Genomic DNA, 26,675 nt, shown 5'->3' with positions numbered 1-26,675 from the left:
CCCGTGAGGAGGACTCGGCCGGACATCGCTTGTCACCGCCCCACACGTCCCTGGCTAACCGTCAGTCGCCGTGCTAGCTTCGCAGGTCGGTCAGGCAGGCGAACCGACTCATGGGGGAACGGTCGGTGGAGAAGGGCGAGGGTTTCGGCGGCCCCGGGAGCGGGGGGCCGCGCGCGCACGGTCTCGAAATGCTGTCCCGGCTCACCGCCGCCCTGTGCGAGCTGAGCTGCATGGAGGACGCCCAGGGGCGCGTCCAGTTCGCGACCGTGCTCGGCGAGCAGCTGGCCCGCACGGTCGACGTGCGCGGCATACGGCTGCGCGAGGACGTGGTGGCCATGGTGCGCGCCGCGCTGAGCGTGGCGCAGGGGGAGCGCGTCCTGGTCACGGTCGTCGAGGTCTTCGAAGGGCCCGCGGCGGCCGAGGAGCTGGGCCGGCTGCTCGCCCCCGCCCCGTCCCTCCCCGGGCCGCTCTCCGGCCATGACACCGGCACCGCCCACGCCCTGCTGGCCGAGGCCAAGGGCGAGGTGTCCGCCACCCGGCTGCGCGACCGGCTCGCCGAGGAGCTCAACGGCCTCTTCCTGCCCGTCGGGCTCTCCCCCGAACAGCTCTTCGCCCACATCCTGGAGTGGAACGCGCAGCCGGACGGATTACCGCCCGCGGTGCTCCTGGTCGACGTGGCCGCCTCCCTCGCCGCATCGCCCGGTCACCGCGGGTCCCTGCTGAAGTGGACCGACGGCTGGGCGCAGCGCTCGGGACTGACGGCGGCGGTGGCCGGGCGCCGCGCCGCCCGCCTGAAGTCGGCGAGCGACCCGGACATCCCGTGCTGTCTGATCGTCGCCGTGGAACCCGCCCGCGACGGCACCGGCGAGATCGTCGTACGCCCCTGGCTCAACACGGTCCCCGGCCACTGGGACCCCCAGCCCGGTGAACCCACCACCACGACCCTGGACGGCCTCGGTCCCGCCGTCGAACAGGCCCTCCAGCAGGGCGCGCGGCTCTGGTCCGCGCCGGCCGACCCCGACCCCACCGGACGCGAACAGCCGACCTACGTCGAGTTCGTCCTCCCGTACGACCTGCTCAACCACGACGTGGCGGGGCTGCGGTTCACCACCGGCCACGGCAGGCCGCTGCCGCTCGGCCTCAAGTACGGGGTGCACCTGCGGAGTCTGGAGCGGATGCGCACCGACGACGTGCTGGTCCGCCGCCAGTGGCGGGAACGCTGGCGCAGCCTGCGGCAGCAGGGCGTCACGGTGCACGGCTGGACCGGCGCGGACGCCCAGCGGCTCGACGCCTGGCAGACCGCGCTCGCGGGGGAGTCCGGACGCACCGCCGTGGTGCTCGACGCCCCCGCCGACACGCCCGCGATGGAGGCGCTGAAGGCCGCCATCGCGGAGGGCATCGCCCTGGCCATATGGGACCGCAGGGGCGCCTTCGTCGAGGAGCGGCGCGAGGTCGTCACCGCGGTGTTCGCCTCCGTACCGATCGCCGCGCAGATCCCCATGGCCATCCACCGGCTCCGCAGGAAAGCCGTCGATCCGGACCAGAGCCCCGATCTGCTGGGGCGCCACATCGCCTTTTTCTGGGACGATCCGACGCGGCTCGTGGACATTCACACCGAGGACGGCGATCTCGCCGGCGAGGAGGCATCGGCATGACCGCTCAGGAGGAGCAGGCGGCCCCGGCCGACTGGTGGATCTTTCACGCCACCGGACAGGCGCCCGCCGCCGCCGTGGAACTCCCCGAGCCCCCGCCGTGGCGCCGTTTCGGCGGCACGCCCCTCCAGCCCGCGCCGCCCGACGACCAGCGGGCCACGCTGCGCCGGCTGGGCCCCGGCGAGGTCACCCCGCAGCTCGGCTCCGACGAGATCGCCATCGTCAACGCCGCGCTGGTGTTGCGCCGGCCGCTGCTGATCAGCGGACCGCCCGGCATCGGCAAGTCCTCCCTGGCCTATGTGATCGCGCGGGAACTGGGGCTCGGCCGGGTCCTGGAGTGGAACATCGTCAGCCGCACCACCCTGCGCGACGGCCTCTACACCCATGACGCGATGGGACGCGCCCAGGCCATCGCCGCCTGGCAGGCGGGCCTGCGGGACGCGGCGGCACAGGGCGCCGAGGCGGCGGCGGACCCCGGAACCGCCCCAAGTGATCGTCAAGTTCCGCCCCTGCTCGGCGATTTCCTCACGCTCGGGCCACTCGGAACCGCCCTGCTGCCCTACGATCGTCCCCGTGTGCTTCTTGTCGACGAGCTCGACAAGAGCGACATCGACCTGCCGAACGACCTGTTGCACGTCCTGGAGAACGGAAGCTATGACGTCCCGGAGCTGGTCCGTGACGCCGCCGACACCGCGAGCGTCCACACCAGCGACCCCGGCGTCCGTGCCGTACTGCGGCAGGGGCGGGTCGAGTGCCGGGAGTTCCCCGTCGTGGTGATCACCAGCAACGGCGAACGGGAGTTCCCGGCCGCGTTCCGCAGGCGCTGTTTGCCCCTCGAACTCCGCATCCCCACCCGCGAACAGCTGCTCGCCATGGTGAAGCGGCACCTCGGTGAGCGCCCGCGGGGCACCGAGGACCTGGTGGACCTCTTCCTCCAGCGCGTCCAGGCCGGCGGCACGCACTCCCTGGACCAGTTACTCAACGCTGTCCAGATCACTACCATGGGTGGTTTCCAGGTCGGCGGGAACGGGCGTACGCTCGTGGAAATGCTCCTCCGCGACCTCGCGAAGGGCCGCTGAATGGACAACGGCTTTCCCAGGGAGCGCGCATCCGGATCGGGCGACGGCGGACCTCTGCCGGGGTCGTCGCCTCCTTCGGCGTTCTCCGAGTCCGTCGAGTACGCGAGTGAGGTCGGAGGCTCCGTCATCGCTGCCCCGCTCCGGCCGGCCCCTGACCAGCCGTTCCCCGGTGCGGACGGCGGGTCACCGGATCCGCCGCGCTGGCAGGAGCTGGCGGACGCGGTGTGGCTGGCCGCGTACTGGGACCGTCACGGCGCTCCTCCCGGCGCCGGACCGGAAGCGGAGCCGCCCCCGGGCCTCGCCCGCCCGTCCGCGGGTGCCGGGACAGCCGCCGCGGCGCCCCCCACCGAGGACGGACCGGACCCCGAACCGCCCTCCGTGGATGCGGATCCGGCCGATCTCACGACCCACCCCGCCCTTCCCGGACCCTTCGCGCGGCTCCCCCTCGACCGGCCCGGCGCACCGCCCCCCACCGGGCCCTCCGCCTCCGCCTCCGGGCTTCCGGGCGGCGTTCCGGTCCCCGCGGACGGCGGGCTCTTACCGCACTCCGAGGGAGCGGGCACCCTCCACGTCGGACACCCCCTGCTGCCCGACGCCAACCTGCCGCAGCACGGACCCGGACGCCGCACCGCCCTGCTCGCCCGCGCCCTGCACCAGCTCGCCCGGCGGGTGCCCTCCCGCGACACCCTGGAGCTCGACGAGGAGACCACCGCCGAGCAGGGGGTCGCCGACGGCATGTGGATGCCGTTCCTGCGTCCCGCCCGCACCTCCGCGTTCGACCTGGTGCTGCTCGCCGACGACGCGCCCACCATGCGGATCTGGCAGGAGACGGTGGCCGGCCTCGCCGAGGCGGCCGAACACAGCGGCGCCTTCCGCAGTGTCCGCACCCTGCGGGTCACCCTCCCCCGCACGGGCACCGCGACCCTGCGCTGGACCAGCGGCGGCGCCGTCGCGGACCCGGCCGAACTCCTCGACGGCCGCGGCGGCCGCGTCTTCCTCGCCGTCACCGACGGCCTCGCCCACGGCTGGGCCGCCTCCGCCGCCGACACCCTGCTGAGCCGGCTCGCCCGCTCCGGCCCCACCGCCTTGGTCCACCTGCTCCCGCCCCACCTGCGCCACCGCACCTCGCTCTACCCCCACCCGGCGGTCCTGGAGGCCGGCGGCTTCGGCCTGCCCAACGACTGCCTCGGGCACTGGGCGCCACCGGGCGGCCCCGACCCCCTGCGCCCGCTGCCGGAGGCGGCCGACGACTCCCTGCCCGTTCCGGTGCTCTCCCTCAAACCCGGCTCCGTCGCCGCCTGGGCCGACCTGGTCACCGGCGAGCGCGGAGTACGCCGCTCCCTGCCCGTCGTCCTCGCCGGCACCCTCACCAAGGGCGCGCCCGCCCCCGGTCTGCGCGCCCCGCGCCTCCCGCGCGCCGCTGCCGCCGCCGTACGCCGCTTCTTCACCCTCGCCACCCCCGCGGCACGCCGCCTCGCCACCCAGCTGGCCGCCATCCCGTTCGAGTTCGACCTCGTCGAACAACTGCGGCGCCGGGTCATGCCGGAGACCGGCCCCGACCACCTCGCCGAGATCCTCATGGGCGGACTGATCGACTGGGACAGCGAGGGCGGGGGCCGCCCCGAGTTCGCCGACGGCGTGCGCGAGGCGCTGCTCGCCACCACCACCCGGTCCCAACTCGCGCGCACCGTCAGCGTGGTGGGCGACCTGCCGGCGGCCGGCGAGCGGGGCGTGGCGCTGCGCGCCGCCCTGCGCGACCCGGTCGGCACCCTGCTGCCCGACCCGGCCGAGCGCGGCTGGGTGCGCAGCGAACTCGCCGTGATGCGGGCGCTCTCGGGGCCCTACTCCGAACGGGCGAACCGCATCGAACCCGACTTGTCCAGGCTCCTTCCCGACTCGTCCGAACGGGCGCCGCAGGAGCCATCCGGAAGCATGAAACACCCGGACGGCGACGAGTCCCCCGACGATCAGGACGGGAGGCATCCAGCACCGGGCGTTCGCGTCGCGTCTGGAGACACCGTGCCGAGCCTGGTGACCGAGACCCCACACGAAGCCCCGGAGGCTGAGCCGCTCATGCAGAGCACCACGACCGCAACGCCGGCCCTCATGGTGGACGTTCCGCTCAGGAACCACTCGTTCGTCGGCCGTCAGGCGTTGTTGAGGGCCGTGGAGGAGCAGCTCGACGCCCAGGACACGGCGGCCGTGCTGCCGCACGCCCTGCACGGTCTCGGCGGCGTCGGCAAGTCCCAGCTGGCCCTGGAGTACATCTACACCCACCAGCACCAGTACAACGTGATCTGCTGGATCCCGGCCGAGCGGGAGAGCCTCATCCTGGCCGCGCTGGCCCGCCTGGCGGCCCGCCTCGGCGTCGCCCAGACGGGGCAGGAGACCGCCAACACGGCGGTGCCGGCCGCCCTGGACGCGCTGCGCCGCGGTGAGCCGTTCGACAGGTGGCTGCTCGTCTTCGACAACGCCGAGGACATCGAAACCGTCCGCCAGTACTTCCCGAGCAGCGGGCCGGGCAAGGTCATCATCACCTCCCGCAACCGGGCGTGGGAACGGGTGGCGACCCCGCTCCCGGTGAACGTGTTCGAGCGCGAGGAGTCCGTCGAGCTGCTGCAGAAGCGCTCGCCCGACCTCTCCGAGGACGAGGCGGGCCGCCTCGCCGACGCGCTCGGTGACCTGCCCCTCGCCGTGGAGCAGGCCGGTGCCTGGCGCGCGGTCACCGGCATGCTCGTCGACGAGTACCTCGACCTGCTCGCCCAGCGCAGCCCCGAGATCCTCGAACTGGACCCCGCCCCCGACTACCCCGTCTCCGTGGCCGCCGCCTGGGACATCTCGCTGGAGCGGATCAAGGAGAAGAACCCCGGCGCCCGCCAGCTCCTCGACATCTGCGCCAGCATGGCCCCCGAGCCCATTCCGCGGTCCATGCTGCGCGGCGGCCGGGGCGTCAACATCACGCCCGAGGTGGACCCCCTGCTGCGGGAGTCGATCAAACTCAACCGGGCCGTACGCGACCTCAACCAGTTCTCCCTGGTCAAGACCGACCCCCGGACCGACACACTCCAGATGCACCGCCTGCTGCAGACGGTGCTCCTGGCCAAGCTCGACCCGGAACAGCGCGCCCACATGAGGGACGCCGCCCACCAGTTGCTGTCCGCCGCCAAGCCGGGCCACTACGCCTCGTCGCAGGAGTGGCGTTCGTACCAGGCGCTGCTGCCGCACATCCTCACCTCGCAGGCGGTCACCAGCTCCGACACCTATGTGCGGGAACTCGTCTCCAACACGGTGCTGTTCCTCTACTCCTGGGGCGACCACGAAGGCGCCGCGGACCTCGCCCGGCAGGCGTACAACGCCTGGCTGGCGGCGTCCGGCGAGGACGACATCAACGTCATCCGCATCACGAAGACCTTCGCCTTCGCCCTGCGTCAGATCGGGCAGATCGGGGAGGCCATCCCGCTCAGCGAGAAGGCGCTGGAGGCCTCCCGGCGCATCCAGGCGGACCCCGAGGACCTCATCGACTCGCTCAGCGCGATGGCCGACGCCCGCCGCTACCAGGGCAGGTTCGCGGAGGCCCGGGAACTCGGCCGGGAGGCGACCGAGCTGGCCCGCACCATGTTCGGCACCGATGACGAGATCACCCTGGCGGCGACCCACAGCTGGGGTGTCGACCTGCGGCTGTGCGGGCGGTTCGACGAGGCGCTGGTCCTGGACCAGGAGAACGCCCGGCAGCGCGAGCTGTTGTTCGGCCCCGGCAGCTACCTCACCCTGAACACCCTCAACGCCCTCGCCATCGACATGCGGGAGAACGGCGACTACCCGAGGGCCCGGGACTTCCAGGAGGACGTCTACCGCAGGGCCCGGGAGGAGATGGGCGAGCAGCACCCGCTCACCCTGCGCGTGGCCCGCAACCTCGCGGTTTGCCGCCGCCGGGACGGGGCGCTCGACGAGGCGCTGAAGCTCGCCGAGGAGACCTTGGACCACTTCGTGGCCCGTTACGGTCCGGTCCATGCCGACTCGCTCGCCACGGCGACCAATCTCGCCGTCGACCGGCGGCTGGACGGAAAGTACGAGGAGGCCCGCCGGCTCGGCGAGGAGACGGCGCTGCACTATGCGTCGCTGCTCGGCGACGACCACGCGTACACGCTGCTGACCAAGGCGAATCTCGCGGCCACCCTGCGGATGCACGGCGCCCTGGACAGCGCCGGTGAGCTGGAGGACGACGCCTTCCGCAGACTGGTGGCCACGGTGGGACCCGACCACGTGATGACGCTGACCGTCGACATCGGCCGGGCCAGCACCGCCTACGCCCGGCTGGACTTCGACCGGGCACAGGAGATCGACGAGGCCAACCTGGCCGCGCTCACCGCGGTGGCCGGGGCGGAGCACCCGCTGACCCTCTCCTGCACCGCGAATCTCGCCCTCGACCTGCGGGGTCTTGGCCGGGGCGGGGAGGCGGACGCGCTGCAGCGCAAGGCGGAGGAGGGCTTCACCCGCGTGGTCCGGGCCGGGCACCCCTGGCTGGTCGCGGCCGGCCAGCGCCGCCGTATCGAATGCGACCTCGCGCCCATGCCCCTCTGAGCGGCGCGACGACGGGAAGCGTCCGGGCCGGGTGAAACCGGACCCGGACGGGGCTCCTCAGCCCAGGTCCGCCACCGGGGCGGTGCGGGTGCCGTCCTGCCCGGGGGCCGGGGCCGGAGGTCCGGCCGCGTCGTCCGGACGGCCGGACTCCCGTTCGGCCAGACGGCGGGTCAGCAACAGCAGCGGCTGGGTCAAGAGCGTGGTGGCCAGGGCCATGAACACCAGGACGCTGTAGAGCCGTTCGCTCAGCAGCCCCGCCTGCAGGCCCGCGTTGAGGGCGATCAGTTCGGTGAGGCCGCGGGCGCTCATCAGGATGCCCACGGTGCGCGCGTCGTGCCGGTCGAGACCGCCCAGGCGGGCGGCCGCGTGACCGCTGCCGATCTTCGTCACCGCGGCCAGCGCCGTCACCACCAGTACGGCCACCCATCCCGTGGCCCCCATGCCGTTCAGCGCCACGGCCTGGCCCGAGATCACGAAGAAGAACGGGAGCAGCAGCGAGCTGACGTCGTGCAGGGGCCGCAGCAGATCGGGATCGAGGGTGCCGTCCGGCTCACGGGGGGCGACCACACCCGCCAGCAGCGCGCCGAAGATGACGTGCAGCCCCAGGGAGTGCGTCACCCAGGCCGACCCGAGGGCGAAGCCGATGAGCAGCGCCATCCGCAGCGAGGCCTCCATGTGCGTGCGCCGCAGCAGCAGGCGCAGCAGGGGCCGGGCCGCCAGGAGTATCACGGCGACGAACCCGGCCGCGATCACCGCCCGCCAGGGCCAGCCGAGCGCGTGGTCGCCGCCGTTCTCCATCAGCGCGCCCGCGAGCACCGTCCAGCAGACCACGTCGAGCAGGCCCGCCGCCGAGACCGCGACCACGCCGGGCACCGTACGGGCCAGACCGTTCTCGCGCACTATGGCCGTCAGGACGGGGACCGCCGTGACCGACAGGGCGATCCCGGCGAACACGACCATCGGCACGGACGGGTCCCGCGGCATGCCGAGGGCCCGCAGCCGGTCCCAGAAGAGCAGCGCGGCCCCGCTGCCCACCGCCATCGGCACCAGGAACGAGGCCAGTGCCACCGTCACCGCCGTGCGCGCGCGGTCGCCCAGCAGCTTCAGGTCCAGCTCGTAGCCGACCGCGAACAGGAACACCACCAGGGAGAACTGCGCGAACCCGGTCAGGGCCGTACCGATCTCTTCGGGGAACAACGCCTCGTACACGCCGGGTGCCGTATGGCCGAGCAGGGAGGGACCGAGCGCTATCCCCGCCGTCAGCTGGCCGACGATGTACGGCTGGCCCAGCTTCCGGGCCGCCCAGCCGGCCGCGTGCGCGGCCACCAGGATCAGGGCCGAGGCGCCCACGAAGTGCGCGATCAGCGCGTCAGGGCTCATGCGTCCCCCTGTGGTCGGTGTGCGGTCGGCCAGGTGGCCGCCGATGCGTCTTCGCACGCTTGCACGAAGCCAACTCTCCCAGGATAAAGGGCATCTGACGGCGCATCGGGTGTCTCGGGCATGCTTCTCCCGAGTCACGGGAAGCACACTGGTGGCGGTCCCGTCCGGCTGTGGGACGGGAGTGCCTCCGGCCGACGTCCGTGCTGCCGTGCGCCGTCGGCGCGCCCTCAAGAACGGCGCCGCGTGGGTCGCGCGGCCGGCCCGCCGATCCGGAGGGACTGTTTCCGGCCGTACGGACATGTCTCGCGGCCCTCAGGGGAGCGGGCCGTACTCTGCAGTAACCCGGGGGTCCGGCGGCGCGGGCCCGTGTGCGCCGGGGCACTGGTGTTCTTTGGCCCGCGGGCCGGTGGGCAAGCGCCGTTCGTCCCTCGTCCCGCCGTGCCGTGCCGCGGGCGGACCCGCAGGCGGCCGGGCCTGTGCCGGCCGCCCGGCGCCGGTCTCGCGCCAGGCCGTCACGCCCCAGCAGCCCGTCCCGTGACAGGGAGTTCGGCACGGACGCCACGGGCGTGTCCACCGGTCGCGTGCGGCACCGGCCCGGTGCGCGGCGGTGCCGTCCTCGGGCGTCCTGCGTGCGGACACCGGCACCGGGCGCGCGGCCTGACGGGCAGGGCATTCGGACTGATGCACGGCTCCCGTACCCCATGCGCGCGGTGAATGATGATCGGGTGGCGTGATCGTACGGTTTTCGATGCGGCACTCAATGGCCATGATGGATTCAAGGACACGGGGCATCGCGTGCCACCGTGCGAGAAGGGGGACGCACCTTGCATCAGCCGCCCGCTCACCGCAACGCCGAAGCCGCCGCCCGGGAGCCGACCCTCGATGCGGGGACTCCTGTCCGGGAGTCGGACCTGGCGGATCTCGCGGCGCTTCCCCTGACCGCCGTGGACGGCCTGGGGCCCCTCCGATCCGGCCATCGTCTTCTCGCGGAGGTCCTGCGGTCCCGCGGCAGCATCCGGGGCGGCGGCGAAATACCCAACGCCCGCGCCGAGTAGCGGCCCCGGAGCAGGGGGAGCGCGCCCCACCGGGTTCCCCCGCCCGCCCACCGACCGGAGGTCCCCGGTGATGAATGCGCCGCGCACTGCCCCGTTCCGCATGCCCGAACCCCTCTTCGCGGAACTGGCCGCCGGCGGTGGCTCCGCACAGGCCGTCGCCTTCCTCGAACAGGGGGAGCGCGCCCGCCGCCTGCTGCTGCTGCGCACCCTGCTGAACCGGCTCGGCGACGTGCCCACCCCGCTGACCCCCGCCGCCGAGGCCTGGCGAGTGTTCAAGGAGGCCGCCGGGCGGGCGCCGGGGCCGGTCGAGCGGCTGCTGCTCGCCCCGACGACCGGTGCCTGGATCGCGCACCTGCTGCGCCGTCTGCACGGGACCGCGACCGGGCCGGAACTGTGGTCGGAGGCGGGACGGTTGAACACCCTCGCGGTCGCCGCGTCGCTGCACGCCGGAACCGAAACGGTTCTGCGCGTTCCGTTGCACGACGGGACGCTGCCCCTGCCCGGTCTGGGACTGGCCCGGCTTCCGGACGCGGCGGCCGGGCTGACGGAGGGCACCGCGCGCACCCGGGCCGGCGAACTGACCCTGACGGGGCCGGGGCGGGCGGGCGGGCCGGCGTCCCTGACCTGCCGCCCCGCGTCCGTCCCGGTGGGTGAGGAACCGCCCGCCGGCACCGGCTGGCTCCCCCTCCGCACCCTCACGGCCGGCTCCGCGGCCATCCCCCTGGACGACCTGGACCCCTACCGCGACCTCGACGACCCCATCCCGCCCGCCCGGCTGGACGACGACGAGGCGGCGGCCTGGCAGCGGCTGTTCGACGAGGCCACCGCGATCCTCGCTCGCCGGCCCGGAGCCGGGCCCGGGCGGCTCGACCCCGCCGTGATCCGGTCCGTCGTCCCGTGGGAACGCACAGGCCTGCTGCCCCCGCCACCCCCCGACGTGCGGGTCTCGGCCTCCAGCGGCGACTCCTACGGCGCGATGGTCATCGCCCGCCCCTCCTCGCCGCTCGCGCTGGCGGAGGCGCTGGTCCACGAGTTCCAGCACAGCAAGCTCGCCGCGCTGCTCCACCTCTTCCCGCTCCTCGACGACGACCGCGCGGAGCGCCACTACGCCCCCTGGCGCCCCGACCCGCGCCACCTGACCGGTCTGCTGCACGGCGCCTACGCCTTCACCGGTGTCGCCGGGTTCTGGCGGGACCGGCTGTCCGACCCGGAACATCGCGGGACGGCGGCCTACCACTTCGCCCTGCGCCGGACGCAGAGCCGGCTCGTGGTGCGCACCCTCCTCACCAGCGGACGTCTCACGGCGGACGGGCACGGCCTGGTCGGCGGGCTGGCCCGGACGCTGGACGGCTGGCTGCGCGAACCCGTGGACCCGGCCGCCGCGGCCCGTGCCCGTACCGCCGCCGCCCTCCACCGCACCGAGTGGCGCCTGCGCAACGTGGCCCCGCCCGCCCACCACGAACCGGACGGGCACTCCGTGCCACCCGGGGGCGAGCCCGTCCCCCCGCCCCTGTCGGCCCCCCTCCGGCTGCGCACGGACCGGGCTCCCTGGCCCGACCACCGCACCCACGCCTTCGCCCTCCCGCCCACCGACCCCGCCACCCCCGACGAACACCTCGCCGCCGGTGACGCCGCCGCCGCGCTGGCCGGGTACGACGAGGGGCTGCGCCGGGAGCCCGGTGACCCGCACCTGCTCGCCGGGTGGATCGTCGCCCGCGCCGCGCTGGACCGGGGCCCCGGGGCACGGCGGCTGCTGGCCCGACCCGAGCTGGCCCGCCCCGGGCCGGCCCGACCCGCGCTCGCCCGGCCCGACCTGGCGCGGCCCGAGCCGGTCCGGCCGGGACCCCGCGGCTGACGGAAGCGGATTTCCGTACCCGGCGGACAGGGGTGAACGGGCGCCCGGATGGTCAGGATGGAGGCATGACCTACCACGTCGACTCCGAGGCCGGACGGCTCCGCCGGGTGATCCTGCACCGGCCCGATCTCGAGCTCAAAAGGCTCACCCCCAGCAACAAGGACGCCCTGCTCTTCGACGACGTGCTCTGGGTGCGCCGGGCGCGCGCCGAGCACGACGGGTTCGCCGACGTCCTGCGCGACCGGGGCGTCACCGTGCACCTCTTCGGTGACCTGCTCGCCGAGACGCTGGAGATCCCGGCGGCCCGCGGCCTCGTCCTGGACCGCGTCTTCGACGAGAAGGAGTACGGCCCGCTCGCCACCGACCACCTGCGGGCCGCGTTCGAGACGCTCCCGGCGTCCGAGCTGGCCGAGGTGCTGGTCGGCGGGATGACCAAGCGGGAGTTCCTGGACGCCCACCCGGAGCCGACCTCCGTGCGCTTCCACGCGATGGAGCTCGACGACTTCCTCCTCGGCCCGCTGCCCAACCACCTCTTCACCCGCGACACCTCCGCCTGGATCTACGACGGTGTCTCCATCAACGCGATGCGCTGGCCGGCCCGGCAGCGCGAGACCGTGCACTTCGAGGCGATCTACCGGCACCACCCCCTCTTCCGCGCGGAGTCCTTCCACGTCTGGTCCGAGGGGCAGGCCGACTACCCGTCCACGATCGAGGGCGGGGACGTCCTGGTCATCGGCAACGGGGCGGTGCTGATCGGGATGAGCGAGCGGACCACCCCGCAGGCCGTGGAGATGCTCGCGCACAAGCTGTTCGCGGCCGGGTCCGCCGAGACCATCGTGGCCCTCGACATGCCGAAGAGACGCGCGTTCATGCACCTGGACACCGTGATGACGATGGTCGACGGCGACACCTTCACCCAGTACGCGGGCCTCGGCATGCTCCGCTCGTACACCATCGAGCCGGGCGCGGGGGACAAGGAGCTGAAGGTCACCGACCATCCGCCGGAACACATGCACCGCGCGATCGCCGCCGCCCTCGGACTCAGCGAGATCCGGGTGCTGACCGCCACCCAGGACGTGCACGCGGCCGAGCGCGAGCAGTGGGACGACGGCTGCAACGTGCTGGCCGTGGAGCCGGGCGTCGTCGTCGCCTACGAGCGGAACGCCACCACCAACACGCATCTGCGCAAGCAGGGCATCGAGGTCATAGAGATCCCGGGCAGCGAGCTGGGGCGGGGCAGGGGAGGGCCGCGCTGCATGAGCTGTCCCGTCCAGCGGGACCCCGTATAGAAATACAATTCATCGTATAGACTTCCAAGGGTTCGTGTCCCCCATCCCTGGAGCGCCCCATGGCGACTGTCCCGACCGCCCTCGCCGGCCGCCACTTCCTCAAGGAGCTGGACTTCACCGCGCAGGAGTTCCTCGGCCTGGTGGAGCTGGCCGCCGAGCTGAAGGCCGCCAAGCGCGCCGGGGCCGAGGTCCAGTACCTGCGGGGCAGGAACATCGCGCTGATCTTCGAGAAGACCTCGACGCGCACCCGCTGCGCGTTCGAGGTCGCGGCCGCCGACCAGGGCGCCTCCACGACGTACCTGGACCCGTCCGGCTCGCAGATGGGGCACAAGGAGTCGGTCAAGGACACCGCCCGGGTGCTGGGCCGGATGTACGACGGCATCGAGTACCGGGGCGACAGCCAGGCCAAGGTGGAGGAACTCGCGGCGTACGCCGGGGTGCCGGTCTTCAACGGGCTCACCGACGACTGGCACCCCACCCAGATGCTCGCCGACGTGCTCACCATGACCGAGCACGGCACCAGGCCGCTCACGGACACCGCCTTCGCCTACCTCGGTGACGCCCGCTTCAACATGGGCAACTCCTACCTGGTGACCGCGGCCCTGCTGGGCATGGACGTCCGCGTCGTCGCCCCGAAGTCGTACTGGCCCGCCCAGGAGGTCGTCGACCGCGCCCGGGAGCTCGCCGCCGTCAGCGGGGCCCGCGTCACGCTCACCGAGGACGTCACCGAGGGGGTCGCGGGCGCCGACTTCGTCGCCACGGACGTCTGGGTGTCCATGGGGGAGCCCAAGGAGGTGTGGGACGAGCGGATCACGGCCCTCGCGCCGTACGCGGTGACCATGGACGTCCTGCGCGCCACCGGCAACCCGGACGTCCGGTTCCTGCACTGCCTGCCCGCCTTCCACGACCTCGGCACCCAGGTCGGCCGGGACATCTTCGACAGCCACGGCCTCACCTCCCTGGAGGTGACCGACGAGGTGTTCGAGTCGGAGCACTCGGTCGTCTTCGACGAGGCGGAGAATCGCATGCACACCATCAAGGCGGTGCTGGTCGCGACCCTCGCCTGACCGGGGGCGGTCAGGCCGGGCGCCGCCGCTGGCCCGGCAGCCGGAACCACACGGCCTTGCCCGACTCGGTGGGACGGTGGCCGCAGGACGAGCTCAGCGCGCGGATCAGCAGCAGTCCGCGCCCGTGCTCCTGCCAGGGGTCCGGAGCCTCGAGGACCGGACGGGTGAGGTCGCCGGGCGGTGCCGGGTCGGTGTCGTGCACCTCGACGTGGAAACCGGCCGGCAGCAGCCGCACCACCAGCTCTATCGGCGCGCCGCCCGAGGTGTGCTCCACGGCGTTGGCCACCAGCTCGGCCGTCAGCAGCTCCGCGGTGTCGCTGTCGGCGGAGTGCTCCCGCTCGGCCAGTGCCGTGCGGACCAGTGCACGGGCCACGGGCACGGCCGCGGTGGTGTGCGGCAGCGCGACGCGCCAGGAGGTGGAGGCGGCGGGAGGTTCGTGCACAGCGGGTCCGTTCATGGAGCGGGTGCTCCTGCTTTCAACCGTCAAGGGTACGGCGCGCCCGGCGCGCCCCTTCGCGGGGGCGGCACCGGCGGCCCCGGCCGGGCGCCGTCCGGGACGTCGTGCCCCGGCAACGGGCGGCATACCCGGCCCCTCGCCCCGCCTCCCGCCCGCGGCCCCACCGTTACCTGCGTGTCGACGAAGCGTGACGGATGTGACGGATGTGACGGCGTGCCGCAGCCGGGAACCGCCGTACGGGGATGCACCCGAAGAGCCTATCGCGCGACCGTGACGACAGTCATCGATGGGTGATAACTTCGAGGGGCGGAGCCCAGTGAGCCGCGCCGTGCCCGTCCGAGGAGGCCGCCCGCATGAGTCCCTTCACCGGATCCGCCGCCCGCACCGGCCGCTGGGAGCATCTGCGCGTCGATCTCACCGACGGCGTCGCCACCGTCACCCTCGCCCGCCCCGACAAGCTCAACGCGCTCACCTTCGGCGCCTACGCCGACCTGCGCGACCTGCTCGCCGAGCTGTCCCGGGAGCGGGCCGTACGCGCCCTGGTGCTGGCCGGCGAGGGGCGCGGCTTCTGCTCCGGCGGCGACGTCGACGAGATCATCGGCGCCACCCTCTCCCTGGACACCGCCCAGCTGCTCGACTTCAACCGGATGACCGGGCAGGTGGTGCGGGCCGTACGGGAGTGCCCGTTCCCGGTGATCGCCGCGGTGCACGGGGTGGCGGCCGGCGCCGGCGCCGTCCTGGCCCTCGCCGCCGACTTCCGGGTGGCCGACCCCGGCGCCCGCTTCGTCTTCCTCTTCACCCGGGTCGGCCTGTCCGGCGGCGACATGGGGGCCGCCTATCTGCTGCCCAGGGTCGTCGGTTTGGGCCACGCGACGCGGCTGCTGATGCTCGGCGAACCGGTGCGCGCCCCGGAGGCCGAGCGGATCGGCCTGATCAGCCGGCTGACGGACGAGGGCCACGCCGACGAGGCCGCCCGGGCGCTGGCCCGCCGGCTGGCCGACGGCCCGGCCCTGGCGTACGCCCAGACCAAGGCGCTGCTCACGGCGGAGCTGGACATGCCGCTCGCGGCGGCGGTGGAACTGGACGCCTCGACCCAGGCGCTGCTGATGAACGGCGAGGACTACGCCGAGTTCCACGCGGCCTTCACCGAGAAGCGCCCCCCGAAGTGGCGGGGGAGGTAGCCGGATGGCACCGACGAAGGCGACCGCGGCCGCCGCCGCCCCCGTGTCGCGCGGTGCGGCGGGCCACCCCCACCGCATCGCGGTCGTCGGCGGCGGACCCGGCGGGCTCTACGCCGCCGCGCTGCTCAAACGCCTCGGCCCCGACCGGGAGATCACCCTCTGGGAACGCAACACCCCCGACGACACCTTCGGCTTCGGTGTCGTCCTCTCGGACGAGACCCTCGGCGGCATCGAGCACGCCGACCCCGTCGTCCACGCCGCGCTCCAGCGGCACTTCGTGCGCTGGGACGACATCGACATCGTGCACCGGGGCGTGCGCCACACCTCCGGCGGTCACGGCTTCGCCGCCCTCGGCCGGCGCCGGCTGCTGCAGATCCTGCACGAGCGCTGCCGCTCGCTCGGAGTGGAGCTGCGCTTCCGGGCCGAGGCCCCCGATCCGGCCCGGCTGGCACGGACGTACGACCTGGTGGTGGCCGCCGACGGGGTGCACAGCACCACGCGCGCGGCGTTCGCGGACGTGTTCCGGCCGCGGATCACCGAGCACCGCTGCCGCTACATCTGGCTGGCCGCCGACTTCGCCTTCGACGCCTTCCGCTTCGAGATCGCCGAGACCGAGCACGGCGTGATGCAGCTGCACGGCTACCCGTACTCCCGCCCGTCGCCCGGCCACCACCCCGCAGCGAGGCCCTCCGGGCCGCAGGACCACGGTGCCTCCACCGTGATCGTCGAGATGCGCGAGGAGGTGTGGCGTGCCGCCGGGTTCGACGAGACGCCGGAGAACGAGTCGGTCGAGCGCTGCGCCAAGATCTTCGCCGAGGCGCTCGGCGGACGCCCGTTGAAGTCCAACAACTCGGCCTGGACCACCTTCCGCACGGTGGTCAACGAACGCTGGTCGCACGGCAACGTCGTGCTCCTCGGCGACGCCGCCCACACCGCCCACTTCTCCATCGGCTCCGGCACCAAGCTCGCCGTCGAGGACGCGCTGGCACTGGCCGCCTGCCTGCGCGAACACAGCGGGTTGGAGGCTGCGTTGACCGCCTACGAGGCGGAGCGCCGGCCCGTCGTCGCCTCCACCCAGCGTGCCGCACGGGCCAGCCTGGAGTGGTTCGAGAACCTGGACCTGTATCTCGGCCGGCCGCCCCGCCAGTTCGCCTTCAACCTGCTCACCCGCAGCCGCCGCGTCACCCATGACAACCTGCGGCTGCGCGACCCCCGCTTCACCGAGGCGGTGGAGCGCGAGTTCGGCTGCCCGCCCGGTACGCCCCCGATGTTCACCCCGTTCCGGCTGCGCGGTCTGACCCTGCGCAACCGGGTCGTCGTGTCCCCCATGGACATGTACTCGGCGGTCGACGGCGTCCCCGGCGACTTCCACCTCGTCCACCTCGGCGCCCGCGCGCTGGGCGGCGCCGGCCTGGTGATGACCGAGATGGTGTGCGTCGGTCCGGAGGGCCGCATCACGCCGGGCTGCGCGGGCCTCTACACCGGCCGGCAGGCCGAGGCGTGGCGGCGGATCACCGACTTCGTGCACACGCGGGCCCCCGGCACCGTGATCGGCGTGCAGCTCGGCCACAGCGGACGCAAGGGCTCGACCAAGCCGATGTGGGAGGGCATGGACGAACCCCTCGACGACGGCAACTGGCCCCTGGTCGCCGCCTCCCCGCTGCCGTACAAGCCGGGCAGCCAGGTCCCCCGCGCACTGTCCCGGGCGCAGCTCACCGATCTCAGGGAGCAGTTCGCCGACGCCGCGGTGCGGGCCGCGCGGGCCGGGTTCGACCTGCTCGAACTGCACTGCGCCCACGGCTACCTGCTCTCCGGTTTCCTCTCCCCGCTGACCAACCACCGCACCGACGCCTACGGCGGTTCGCCGGAGAAGCGGCTGCGTTTCCCGCTGGAGGTCTTCGACGCGGTGCGCGAGGTCTGGCCCGGGGACCGGCCGATGACCGTCCGCATCTCCGCCACCGACTGGGCGGAGGGCGGCATCACCGCCGACGACGCGGTCGCCGTCGCCCGCGCCTTCGCCGCGCACGGCGCGGACGCGATCGACGTGTCGACCGGGCAGGTCGTGGCCCACGAGAAACCGGAGTACGGCCGCTCGTACCAGACCCCGTTCGCCGACCGGGTGCGGCACGAGGCGGGCGTCCCGGTGATCGCGGTCGGCGCGATCTCCTCCTGGGACGACGTCAACTCGCTGATCCTGGCCGGGCGTACGGACCTGTGCGCACTGGCCCGCCCGCACCTGTACGACCCGCACTGGACGCTGCACGCGGCGGCCGAACAGGGCTACGAGGGCCCGGGCGTCGTCTGGCCGGCCCCCTACCGGGCGGGCAGCCGGCGCCCGCGCACCGGCCGCACGGACGCCCCCCGGCCCCGCCTCGCACTGGGCGACTGACCGCGACCGCCCACCCGGGCGACCGGGAAGAATGTCACCGGGGCGCGAGGGGGAACGGTCACCGGGGTGTGAGGCGAGACGGTCACCCGGTCACGAACGCCGCGCCCGCGTCCCGCAGCCGCTCGTGCAGGGCGCGGAACACGCTCGCCGAGCGGGCGCCCGGCCAGTCGGCGGGGAGCAGGGCGGCGGGCAGTCCGGGGTCGGCGTAGGGGAGGTGGCGCCAGGAGTCCAGGGCGAGGAGGTAGTCGCGGTAGGCCTCCTCGGGCGGGGTGTCCGCGCGCCGCTCCCAGGCGTGCAGCACCCGCGCGTGCCGGTCGAGGAACGCCTCGTGCTGATCGGCGATCCCGGCCAGGTCCCACCAGCGGGCCACCGCCTCGGCGGTGGGCGCGAAGCCGAGGTGCTCACCGCGGAAGAAGTCCACGTACGTGTCCAGGCGCAGGCGCTCCAGGGTGTGCCGCGTCTCCTCGTACAGCCGGGCGGGGGCGATCCACACGCCGGGGGCCGCCGTGCCGAAGCCGAGGCCGGACAGCCGGGAGCGCAGGACGTGCCGCTTTTGCCGCTCGGACTCCGGCACGGAGAACACGGCGAGCACCCATCCCTCGTCCGCGGGCGGCGCGGTGGCGTAGACGCGGCGGTCGCCGTCGTCCAGCAACTGGCGTGCCTCGGGCGAGAGGTCGTACCCCGCGGCGCCCCGCGCGGTGCGCGCCGGGACGAGCAGCCCGCGCCGCTTGAGGCGGGAGACCGAGGAGCGGACGGACGGTGCGTCCACCCCGACCGCGGCCAGCAGCCGGATCAGCTCGGCGACGGGCACCGGGCCCGGCACGAAGCGGCCGTACGCGCCGTAGAGCGTGACGATGAGTGATCTCGGGGCGTGCTGGGCTTGCTGGTCGGACACGTTGATCATCTTAGGTCGTGCGGACGCGTGCGGTCGCCCGGCGTCATCCCTGGTCATCTCCCGTTCCCGCGGGGGCGCGCAGCAGGAACCGCTGGAGCTTGCCGGTGGCCGTGCGGGGCAGCGCGTCCATGAAGACGATCTCGCGCGGGCACTTGTAGGGCGCGAGTTCGGCCTTCACGAAGGCACGCAGCGCCTCGGCGTCCCGCCCGGCGCCCTCCTTCAGCACCGTGTACGCCACCACGACCTGGCCGCGCGCCTCGTCGGGCCGGCCCACCACCGCCGCCTCCACGACGTCCGGGTGGCGCAGCAGGGCGTCCTCCACCTCGGGGCCGGCGATGTTGTACCCGGCCGAGATGATCATGTCGTCGGCGCGGGCCACGTACCGGAAGTAGCCGTCGGGGTCGCGGACATAGGTGTCGCCGGTGATGTTCCAGCCGCCGCGCACGTACTCCCGCTGGCGCGCGTCGGCCAGGTAGCGGCAGCCGACCGGGCCGCGCACCGCGAGCAGTCCCGGCTCCCCGTCCGGCACGGGCGTGCCGTCGGCGTCCTGGACGCGCGCCTGCCAGCCGGGCACGGGGACGCCGGTGGTGCCGGGCCGGATCCGCTCGTCGGCGGCGGAGACGAAGATGTGCAGCAGTTCGGTGGCGCCGATGCCGTTGATGACGCGCAGTCCGGTGCGGTCGTGCCAGGCCCGCCAGGTGGCGGCCGGCAGGTTCTCGCCCGCCGAGACGCAGCGGCGCAGCGAGGAGACGTCGTGCCCGTCGAGGGCGCCGAGCATCGCCCGGTAGGCGGTGGGCGCGGTGAACAGCACCGACACCCGGTGCGCGGCGATCGCGGACAGCAACTGCTCGGGGTGCGCCTGCTCCAGCAGCAGCGCGCTGGCCCCGGCGCGCAGGGGGAACACCACCAGACCGCCGAGGCCGAAGGTGAAGCCCAGCGGGGGGCTGCCCGCGAACACGTCGTCCGCGACCGGCCGCAGCACGTGCCGGGAGAAGGTGTCCGCGATCGCCAGCACGTCCCGGTGGAAGTGCATGCAGCCCTTGGGACGTCCGGTGGTGCCGGAGGTGAAGGCGATCAGCGCCACGTCGTCGGCCGCGGTGGGCACGGGCGCGTACGGTGTGCCGGGCGCGGGGCGGTGCAGCAGGTCGTCGGGGGAGTCGCCGCCGTACGTGGCGATCCGCAGGTCCGGGATCCCGGCCCTGGCGAGGTCGTCCAGCGACCGGACGTCGCACAGCGCGTGCCGGACCCGCGCGATCGCGCAGATGGTGCCCAGTTCGTGCGGGCGCTGCTGGGCCAGCACGGTGACGGCGACGGCGCCCGCCTTCAGCACCGCCAGCCAGCACGCCGCCAGCCAGGGCGTGGTGGGGCCGCGCAGCAGCACCCGGTTGCCCGGGACCACGCCGAGGTTGCCGGTGAGGACGTGCGCCAGCCGGTCCACCCGGGCGCGCAGCTCGCCGTACGTCCAGGTGGTGCCGTCGGGCGTGTGGAAGGCGGGGCGGTCGCCGGGCGGGCCGTGCAGCAGTTCGGCCGCGCAGTTCAGCCGCTCGGGGTAGCGCAGCTCCGGCAGGTCGAAGCGGAGGTCGGGCCACTCGTCGGGCGGCGGGAGATGGTCGCGGGCGAAGGTGTCGACGTGCGCGGTGGCCCGTGGATTCATGACGATCCGCCCCCTTGGCGTGGTGGGCTCGCATCAGGAGCGTATCGCGTTGGTGACGGCAGTCAACGGTCCGCGATAACCTCGGGAGTGGCCCAGCGGCGAGGGAAGGACCGGCGATGACCGCATTCTCGCTCGAACCGGCGCAGCTCGCCTGGTGCGCGGAGCTGCGCGCGCTGGCGGCCGACCGGCTCCGCCCACTCGCCGGGAAGGGTGAGCCGGGGCGGGTCAACCGGGCCCTGGTCGCCGAACTCGGCGCCCTCGGCCTGCTGTCCCGCCTGTTCACTTCCGGCGCCCTCGACCTGTGCCTGATGCGGGAGTCCCTCGCCCGCGTCTGCACCGAGGCGGAGACCGCCCTCGCCCTCCAGGGCCTGGGCGCCCACCCCGTGCACACCCACGGCACCGCCGCCCAGCGGGCCCGCTGGCTCCCCCGGGTGAGTGACGGCGGCGCGGTCGCGGCGTTCGCGCTGAGCGAGCCCGGCGCCGGCTCCGACGCGGCGGCGCTCGCGCTCGCCGCCCACCCCGACGGCCCCTCCGGCTGGCGGCTCACCGGCGAGAAGTGCTGGATCTCCAACGCCCCGGAGGCCGACTTCTACACCGTCTTCGCCCGCACCACCCCCGGCGCCGGCGCCCGCGGCGTCACCGCCTTCCTGGTCCCCGCCGACCGCCCCGGACTCACCGGCTCCGCCCTCGACATGCTCTCCCCGCACCCCATCGGCACCCTCGCCTTCGACGCCGTACCGGTGACCGCCGACGACGTCCTCGGCACGGTGGACGCCGGTTTCCGGGTCGCCATGGACACCCTCAACCTGTTCCGCCCCAGCGTCGGCGCCTTCGCCGTCGGCATGGCCCAGGCCGCCCTGGACGCCACCCTCGCCCACACCGCGCGGCGCGACGCGTTCGGCGGCACCCTGAAGGACCTCCAGTCCGTCGCCCACCAGGTCGCCGAGATGGCCCTGCGCACCGAGTCGGCCCGGCTGATGGTGTACGCGGCGGCCACGGCGTACGACACGGGCGCCGACGGGGTGCCCCGGCGCGCCGCGATGGCGAAGCTGCTGGCCACCGAGACCGCGCAGTACGTCGTCGACCGGGCCGTGCAACTGCACGGCGCACGCGCGCTGCGGCGCGGGCACCCGCTCGAACACCTCTACCGCGAGGTCCGCGCGCCCCGGATCTACGAGGGCGCGAGCGAGGTGCAACGGGGCATCATCGCCAAGGAGCTGTACAAGAACCTGGAGGACCGGTGACCGCCGAGCGCGTCAACCCGCCGCACCTGTCCCCGCCGGCCGGCTTCTCGCACGCCGTGGTGGCGACCGGCTCCCGGCTGGTGTTCCTGGCCGGCCAGACCGCCCTCGACGCCGGGGGCGAGGTGGTCGGCGACACCCTCCCCGAGCAGTTCGCGCGCGCCCTCGCCAACCTCCTCGCCGCCCTGCGCGCCGCCGGCGGCACCCCGGCCGACCTGGCCCGCGTCACCGTGTACGCCACCGACGTCGCCGCGTACCGCGGCCACGCCCGCGAACTCGGCCGGATCTGGCGGGAGTCGGCGGGCCGCGACTACCCGGCGATGGCGGTCGTCGAGGTGGTCCGCCTCTGGGACGAGCGGGCCCTGGTGGAACTCGACGGCTTCGCCGTGCTGCCCTGACCGCACCGCCCCGGACGCGGTCGCCACCGAAGGGTGACGCCGAGTGGCCGCGGGCCCGTGCGCCGGGTACTGGTGGAAAGCTCCATTCCGCTCATTTCGGGAGGTTCCCCCATGCCCGTACGTCCCCTGCTCGGCGCCGTGGCCGGTGCGGCACTGCTGCTCGGCGCCGCCGCGGCGGCCCCCTCGGTGGCGGCGCCCGCCGCCCCCCTCGCCCCCACGGCCTCCATGACCGTGGACGCCGAGGGGCGGATCGCCGGCGACACCGTCACCCTCTCCGGCACCTACCGCTGCACCGTCGACACCGGAGAGGTCTACGTCGCCTCCTCGGTGAACCAGGCCTCGTCCTCCATCCGCTACGCCATCGGCGGCACCCGCGCGGTGTGCGACGGCAAGGAACACCGCTGGGAGAACACCGGGAAGGTGCCCGCCGGCGCGCTGAAGGCGGGCGGGGCGCACGTCGAGGCAACCCTCCTGGAGCTGCGCCCCAGCGGCCTGATCCTGCTGCCCGTCCCGCACGCCGTCCGCCACCAGGACATCACCCTGGCCGAGGGCTGACCGGCACCGGCCGGCGGATCACCGCCCGCCGGCCGGCCAGTCCAGCAGCCGGGCCCCGATGACCGCCGTCTGGAGCATGTAGCGGTGGGCCGGGTCCGACGGGTCGGCGCCGGTGAGCTTGTGGATGCGCTCCAGGCGGTACGTCAGCGCGCGCACGCTCAGGGAGAGCCGCCGGGCCGCCTCCGCGGCGACACAGCCGGCGTCGAAGTAGGCGGTGAGCGTGTCGAGGAGCGGCCGGGCGCCGCCCCGGGCCGCGGTCAGCGGCCCCAGGGTGTTGTGGACCAGGTCGGTCATGGCCTGGCGGTCGCGGGCCAGTACGGGGTAGACCAGCAGGTCGGCGGCGCGCAGCACCGGGTCGTCGAGCCCCAGCCGCTCGGCTATCTCCAGGGTGTTCAGCGCCTCCTCGTAGGACTGCACGACACCCCCGGCCCCGGACTGCGCGCGGCCGATGGCGACCTGGCCGCCGTTGGTGGCGGCGTACGCCTGTTTGGCGAAGTGGGTGAGCACCTCGCCCTGGTGTCCCGGCGCGATGCACAGCAGCCGCCCGTCCTTGGTGGTGAGCAGGATGCTGCGCTCGTCGAACCGGGAGAGCAGGGCCCGCTCCACCTGCCGCGGCACCGGGTCGCCCTCGTCGTAGGCGGCGGGACCCCGGGCGACGGCGACGGCGTGCGCGTGGGACAGCCGCAGGCCGAAGCGCTCGGCGCGTTCGGCGAGCCGCCCCAGGTCGCTGCGGCCGTAGAGCAGGTCGTCGATGAACTCCCGCCGGGACGCCTCCTCCTGACGCACCGCCAGCCGCTGCGCGCGCTCGTACCCGGCGGCGAACGCGTCGACGACCTGCTGTACGGCGGCGAGCGCGCCGTCGGCCGAGTCCGCGCCCCGGGGCCATGCCTCCCGGGCGGCGGACAGATGCGCGCCGACCAGGGAGCGCAGTCCGAAACCCGCCTCCGCGGCCCGTTCCCCCAGGGCCCGGCGGGAGGCGATCTCGTCCCGGGTGAGGCGTCGGCCCGTGGCCGCCACCTCGGTCAGGATGTGGGCATAGCCGCTCAGATACTCCTCCGGAATCTCGCGTTCTGTCACGTGGTCCCCCCAAGTCCTGACGCGTTCCTCACACCGGCATGGTGTCCCACCGGCACCCAGACCCTAGGGAAAACTGCCGGGATCCGGCAATGCGCGAACGCGGGTCCGCCGGGCACCATGGTCCGCGGGGAGCACCGCGGAAGGTTCCGGTGCCGGGCACCGGCAGGTGCCGGCGCCGGAACCGGAGGGGAGCCGTGCTGCCCGCCGACGTGAGCGGAGAACGGGGGAGGGGGTTCCGATGCACAGGGTCGTGGAGTCCGCCACGGGTGCGCCCACCCTCCTGTTCACCGCCGCCCTCGTCGTCGTGATCTGCTTCTGGCTGCTGGTGGCCGTCGGGGCCACCACCGCCCGCAGCTTCGACTCCGACGCGGACCTCCGCCCCCTCGGGATGGGCGGCGTACCGATCGCGGTCGCGTTCTCGCTGCTGACGCTCCTCGCCTGGCTCCTGGCCACCGGCACGGGCGTCCTGCTGGACACGACCCTCCCGGACGGGCCCGCCGAGGGACTGCTGCGCCCGGCCGCCGCGTGCGGCGCGCTGCTCGCCGCCTGGCGGCTCACCCGCCGCCTCGTACGACGGCTGCACCGCCTCTTCCCGGACGAACCCGGCCCGTCACGGCCGACGCGCGAACCCCACGCGGACCGTGACGGTGCGTCACGCGCGGTGCCCCGGCCGGCGGACGGCATCCGTCCGCGCCTGCCGCAGAACCGCGGCACCGGCTGAGCCGTCTCCTCCTCCACCGGACGTCCACCCGCCTCGTCGACGAGGCGCCTCTCCACCCGACTTCTGCCCACATTCCAGCCCAGAAGGACGTGTCCCATGGATGCCGCCACCGTGGGCATCGCCGTACTCGTCGGCGTCGCCCTGCTCCTGCTGCTCATCGGCCTGCTCGTCGTCTCCAGACTGTTCCGCAAGGTGGAGCAGGGCAAGGCCCTGATCGTCTCCAAGACCCGCAGGGTCGACGTGACGTTCACCGGGTCGGTCGTCCTGCCGGTGCTCCACAAGGCCGAGGTCATGGACATCTCGGTGAAGACCATCGAGATCACCCGGGCCGGCAAGGAAGGCCTGATCTGCCGCGACAACATCCGCGCGGACATCCGCATCACGTTCTTCGTCAAGGTCAACAAGACCGTGGACGACGTCATCAAGGTCGCCCAGGCCGTCGGCACCGCGCGCGCCAGCGACCGCAACACCCTCCAGGAACTGTTCCACGCGAAGTTCTCCGAGGCGCTGAAGACCGTCGGCAAGCAACTGGACTTCACCGACCTGTACACCAAGCGCGAGGAACTGCGGTACCGGATCATCGAGGTCATCGGCGTCGACCTCAACGGCTACCACCTCGAGGACGCCGCCATCGACTACCTGGAGCAGACGCCCCTCACCCAGCTCGACCCCGGCAACGTCCTCGACGCCCAGGGCATCCGCAAGATCACCGAACTGACGGCCGTGGAGCACGTCCGCACCAACGAGGCCCAGCGCGGCGAGGAGAAGGAGATCACCCGGCAGAACGTCGACGCCCGCGAGGCCATCCTGGAACTGGAACGCCGGCAGGCCGACGCCGAGATCAAGCAGCGCCGGGAGATCGAGACCGTACGGGCCCGCGAGGAGGCCGAGACCGCCCGGGTGGTGGAGGAGGAGCGGCTGCGCGCGCAGAGCGCCTTCCTGCGCACCGAGGAACAGCTCGGCGTGCAGCGCGAGAACCAGGCCCGCGAGGTCGCCGTCGCCGCCAAGAACCGCGAGCGGGTCATCGCCGTGGAGAGCGAGCGCATCGAGAAGGACCGCCTGCTGGAGGTCATCGCCCGGGAACGGGAGACCCAGCTGACGCGGATCGCCGCCGAGAAGGAGGTCGAGGCGGAGAAGCGGGAGATCGCCGAGGTGGTCCGCGAGCGGGTCGCGGTGGACCGCACGGTCGCCGAGCAGGAGGAGTCGATCCTCAGGCTGCGGGCGGTCGAGGAGGCCGAGCGGCAGCGGCAGGCCGTCGTCATCGCCGCGGAGGCCGAGGCGCAGGAGAGGCTGGTCAAGGACATCAAGGCGGCCGAGGCCGCCGAGCAGGCCGCCGCCCACCGCGCCGCCGAGGAACTCACCCTCGCCGAGGCCCGGTTGAAGACCGCCGACCTGGACGCGCGGGCCAAGCTGCGGCTGGCCGAGGGAGTCCAGGCGGAGGCCGCGGCCGAAGGACTGGCCGCCGCGCAGGTCCGCGACAAGGAGGCCGAGGTCGCCGAGAAGACGGGCCGTGCCGAGGCCGGGGCCACCGAGGCCCGGCTGCGCGCGGAGGCCGAGGGAGCCCGGGCCAAGGCCCTCGCCGACGCGGAGGCCATCAGCGGCAAGCTCCGCGCGGAGGCGGCCGGCCTCACCGAGAAGGCGGCGGCCATGGCCGCCCTCGACGAGGCGTCCCGCGGCCACGAGGAGTACCGGCTGCGGCTGGAGGCGGAGAAGGACGTCCGGCTCGCCGGACTGGAGGTGCAGCGGCAGGTCGCCGAGGCGCAGGCCACGGTCCTCGCCACCGGACTGGAGAACGCGGACATCAACATCGTCGGCGGGGAGTCGGTCTTCTTCGACCGGCTGGTGTCCTCGATCGCGCTCGGCAAGGGCGTCGACGGCTTCGTCCGCAGCTCCGAGACCGCGCAGGCCCTCGCCGGCCCCTGGCTGGACGGCTCGGCGAACTTCACCGAGGACCTGAGCCGCGTGCTGGGCTCCGTCTCCACGGCCGACGTGCAGAACCTCACCGTGTCCGCGCTGCTGACGCGGCTGATGACGGAGGGCGGCGAGCACGCCGGCCGGCTCCGGCAACTGATCGAGCAGGCGGGGGAGCCGGGCCTCACCGACACACCGCCGGCCGCGCCGAACGGCGCCGCCAGGGCCTGACCACCCA

Annotated in this window: 18 protein-coding genes; 13 read left to right on the top strand and 5 right to left on the bottom strand. The window is 73.9% G+C overall.

The genetic code is table 11. From position 1 onward, the window contains the following. The first annotated feature begins 188 nt into the window (after nucleotides 1-188). From FHX78_RS07295 to fxsT, 3 genes are read left to right on the top strand one after another with little or no spacing between them, the layout of a single operon-like run. Nucleotides 189-1,655 carry a VMAP-C domain-containing protein gene (locus FHX78_RS07295; protein ID WP_229923962.1) on the top strand — a complete coding sequence of 489 codons (1,467 nt, stop codon included), beginning with the start codon at nucleotides 189-191 and terminating at the stop codon, nucleotides 1,653-1,655. Further along, entirely contained in the window at nucleotides 1,652-2,731 is a 1,080-nt protein-coding gene (locus tag FHX78_RS07290; protein WP_145866645.1) for an AAA family ATPase, read from the top strand. Before FHX78_RS07295 ends, FHX78_RS07290 begins: the two co-directional genes overlap by 4 nt. Beyond that, nucleotides 2,732-7,312 carry an FxSxx-COOH system tetratricopeptide repeat protein gene (gene fxsT / locus FHX78_RS07285; RefSeq protein ID WP_145866644.1) on the top strand — a complete coding sequence of 1,527 codons (4,581 nt, stop codon included), beginning with the start codon at nucleotides 2,732-2,734 and terminating at the stop codon, nucleotides 7,310-7,312. It begins immediately after the preceding gene. Between the two features lie 57 nt (nucleotides 7,313-7,369). Here fxsT and FHX78_RS07280 read toward each other — a convergent pair whose 3' ends face one another. Then, on the bottom strand, nucleotides 7,370-8,692 hold the full coding sequence (locus tag FHX78_RS07280; protein ID WP_145866643.1) for a cation:proton antiporter: 1,323 nt from the start codon (nucleotides 8,690-8,692) through the stop codon (nucleotides 7,370-7,372). 1,155 nt (nucleotides 8,693-9,847) lie between these two features. Between FHX78_RS07280 and FHX78_RS07270 the strand changes: the two genes are divergently transcribed. The 3 genes from FHX78_RS07270 to argF all read left to right on the top strand — a co-directional run bounded on the left by FHX78_RS07270 (nucleotide 9,848) and on the right by argF (nucleotide 13,958). Further along, complete coding sequence (locus FHX78_RS07270) at nucleotides 9,848-11,602, top strand: HEXXH motif domain-containing protein (RefSeq protein WP_229923961.1); 1,755 nt, start codon at nucleotides 9,848-9,850, stop codon at nucleotides 11,600-11,602. A 65-nt stretch (nucleotides 11,603-11,667) separates the two neighbouring features. Then, entirely contained in the window at nucleotides 11,668-12,891 is a 1,224-nt protein-coding gene (locus FHX78_RS07265; RefSeq protein WP_167531709.1) for an arginine deiminase, read from the top strand. 59 nt (nucleotides 12,892-12,950) lie between these two features. Continuing rightward, nucleotides 12,951-13,958: an ornithine carbamoyltransferase gene (gene argF / locus FHX78_RS07260; protein WP_145866639.1), complete on the top strand. Its 1,008-nt coding sequence runs from the start codon at nucleotides 12,951-12,953 to the stop codon at nucleotides 13,956-13,958. A 10-nt stretch (nucleotides 13,959-13,968) separates the two neighbouring features. Here argF and FHX78_RS07255 read toward each other — a convergent pair whose 3' ends face one another. Then, the gene (locus FHX78_RS07255) at nucleotides 13,969-14,415 is read right to left on the bottom strand and encodes an ATP-binding protein (protein WP_145866638.1); all 447 of its coding nucleotides are present in this window, start codon (nucleotides 14,413-14,415) and stop codon (nucleotides 13,969-13,971) included. Nucleotides 14,416-14,768: 353 nt separating this feature from the next. On the opposite strand from FHX78_RS07255, the gene FHX78_RS07250 reads away from it, so the two are divergent. Further along, the gene (locus FHX78_RS07250) at nucleotides 14,769-15,596 is read left to right on the top strand and encodes an enoyl-CoA hydratase family protein (protein ID WP_145866637.1); all 828 of its coding nucleotides are present in this window, start codon (nucleotides 14,769-14,771) and stop codon (nucleotides 15,594-15,596) included. Between the two features lie 4 nt (nucleotides 15,597-15,600). Beyond that, on the top strand, nucleotides 15,601-17,985 hold the full coding sequence (locus tag FHX78_RS07245; RefSeq protein WP_229923960.1) for a bifunctional salicylyl-CoA 5-hydroxylase/oxidoreductase: 2,385 nt from the start codon (nucleotides 15,601-15,603) through the stop codon (nucleotides 17,983-17,985). 82 nt (nucleotides 17,986-18,067) lie between these two features. Here the strand turns inward: FHX78_RS07245 and FHX78_RS07240 are convergent, their stop codons facing one another. Together FHX78_RS07240 and FHX78_RS07235 are read right to left on the bottom strand one after the other, a co-directional pair. Next, the gene (locus FHX78_RS07240; protein ID WP_145866636.1) at nucleotides 18,068-18,889 is read right to left on the bottom strand and encodes a PaaX family transcriptional regulator; all 822 of its coding nucleotides are present in this window, start codon (nucleotides 18,887-18,889) and stop codon (nucleotides 18,068-18,070) included. A gap of 34 nt (nucleotides 18,890-18,923) precedes the next feature. Continuing rightward, nucleotides 18,924-20,534, bottom strand: coding sequence for an AMP-binding protein (locus FHX78_RS07235; RefSeq protein WP_145866635.1), 1,611 nt, complete (start codon nucleotides 20,532-20,534; stop codon nucleotides 18,924-18,926). Nucleotides 20,535-20,650: 116 nt separating this feature from the next. Here FHX78_RS07235 and FHX78_RS07230 point away from each other — a divergent pair, with 116 nt between their 5' ends. From FHX78_RS07230 to FHX78_RS07220, 3 genes are all read left to right on the top strand, one after another. Next, nucleotides 20,651-21,778 carry an acyl-CoA dehydrogenase family protein gene (locus FHX78_RS07230; RefSeq protein WP_145866634.1) on the top strand — a complete coding sequence of 376 codons (1,128 nt, stop codon included), beginning with the start codon at nucleotides 20,651-20,653 and terminating at the stop codon, nucleotides 21,776-21,778. After that, nucleotides 21,775-22,173 (top strand): RidA family protein, encoded by a 399-nt coding sequence (locus tag FHX78_RS07225; protein WP_145866633.1) that lies wholly within the window; start codon nucleotides 21,775-21,777, stop codon nucleotides 22,171-22,173. Before FHX78_RS07230 ends, FHX78_RS07225 begins: the two co-directional genes overlap by 4 nt. A 111-nt stretch (nucleotides 22,174-22,284) precedes the next feature. Continuing rightward, nucleotides 22,285-22,728, top strand: a complete 444-nt coding sequence (locus FHX78_RS07220) for a DUF6299 family protein (protein ID WP_145866632.1) — start codon at nucleotides 22,285-22,287, stop codon at nucleotides 22,726-22,728. An 18-nt stretch (nucleotides 22,729-22,746) separates the two neighbouring features. Here the strand turns inward: FHX78_RS07220 and FHX78_RS07215 are convergent, their stop codons facing one another. Next, a complete protein-coding gene (locus FHX78_RS07215) occupies nucleotides 22,747-23,805 on the bottom strand; it encodes a PucR family transcriptional regulator (RefSeq protein ID WP_145866631.1) in 1,059 nt (352 codons plus the stop codon). 238 nt (nucleotides 23,806-24,043) lie between these two features. On the opposite strand from FHX78_RS07215, the gene FHX78_RS07210 reads away from it, so the two are divergent. Next, nucleotides 24,044-24,526, top strand: coding sequence for a hypothetical protein (locus FHX78_RS07210; RefSeq protein WP_145866630.1), 483 nt, complete (start codon nucleotides 24,044-24,046; stop codon nucleotides 24,524-24,526). Between the two features lie 96 nt (nucleotides 24,527-24,622). Continuing rightward, a complete protein-coding gene (locus FHX78_RS07205) occupies nucleotides 24,623-26,668 on the top strand; it encodes a flotillin family protein (protein WP_145866629.1) in 2,046 nt (681 codons plus the stop codon). Nucleotides 26,669-26,675: the final 7 nt, after the last annotated feature.

The sequence above is a fragment of the Streptomyces capillispiralis genome, from assembly GCF_007829875.1.
In the GTDB taxonomy this organism is placed as follows: Bacteria; Actinomycetota; Actinomycetes; order Streptomycetales; family Streptomycetaceae; genus Streptomyces; species Streptomyces capillispiralis.
The sequence above is the reverse complement of the archived record's forward strand: the minus strand, read 5'-3'. Positions and strand labels throughout refer to the sequence as shown.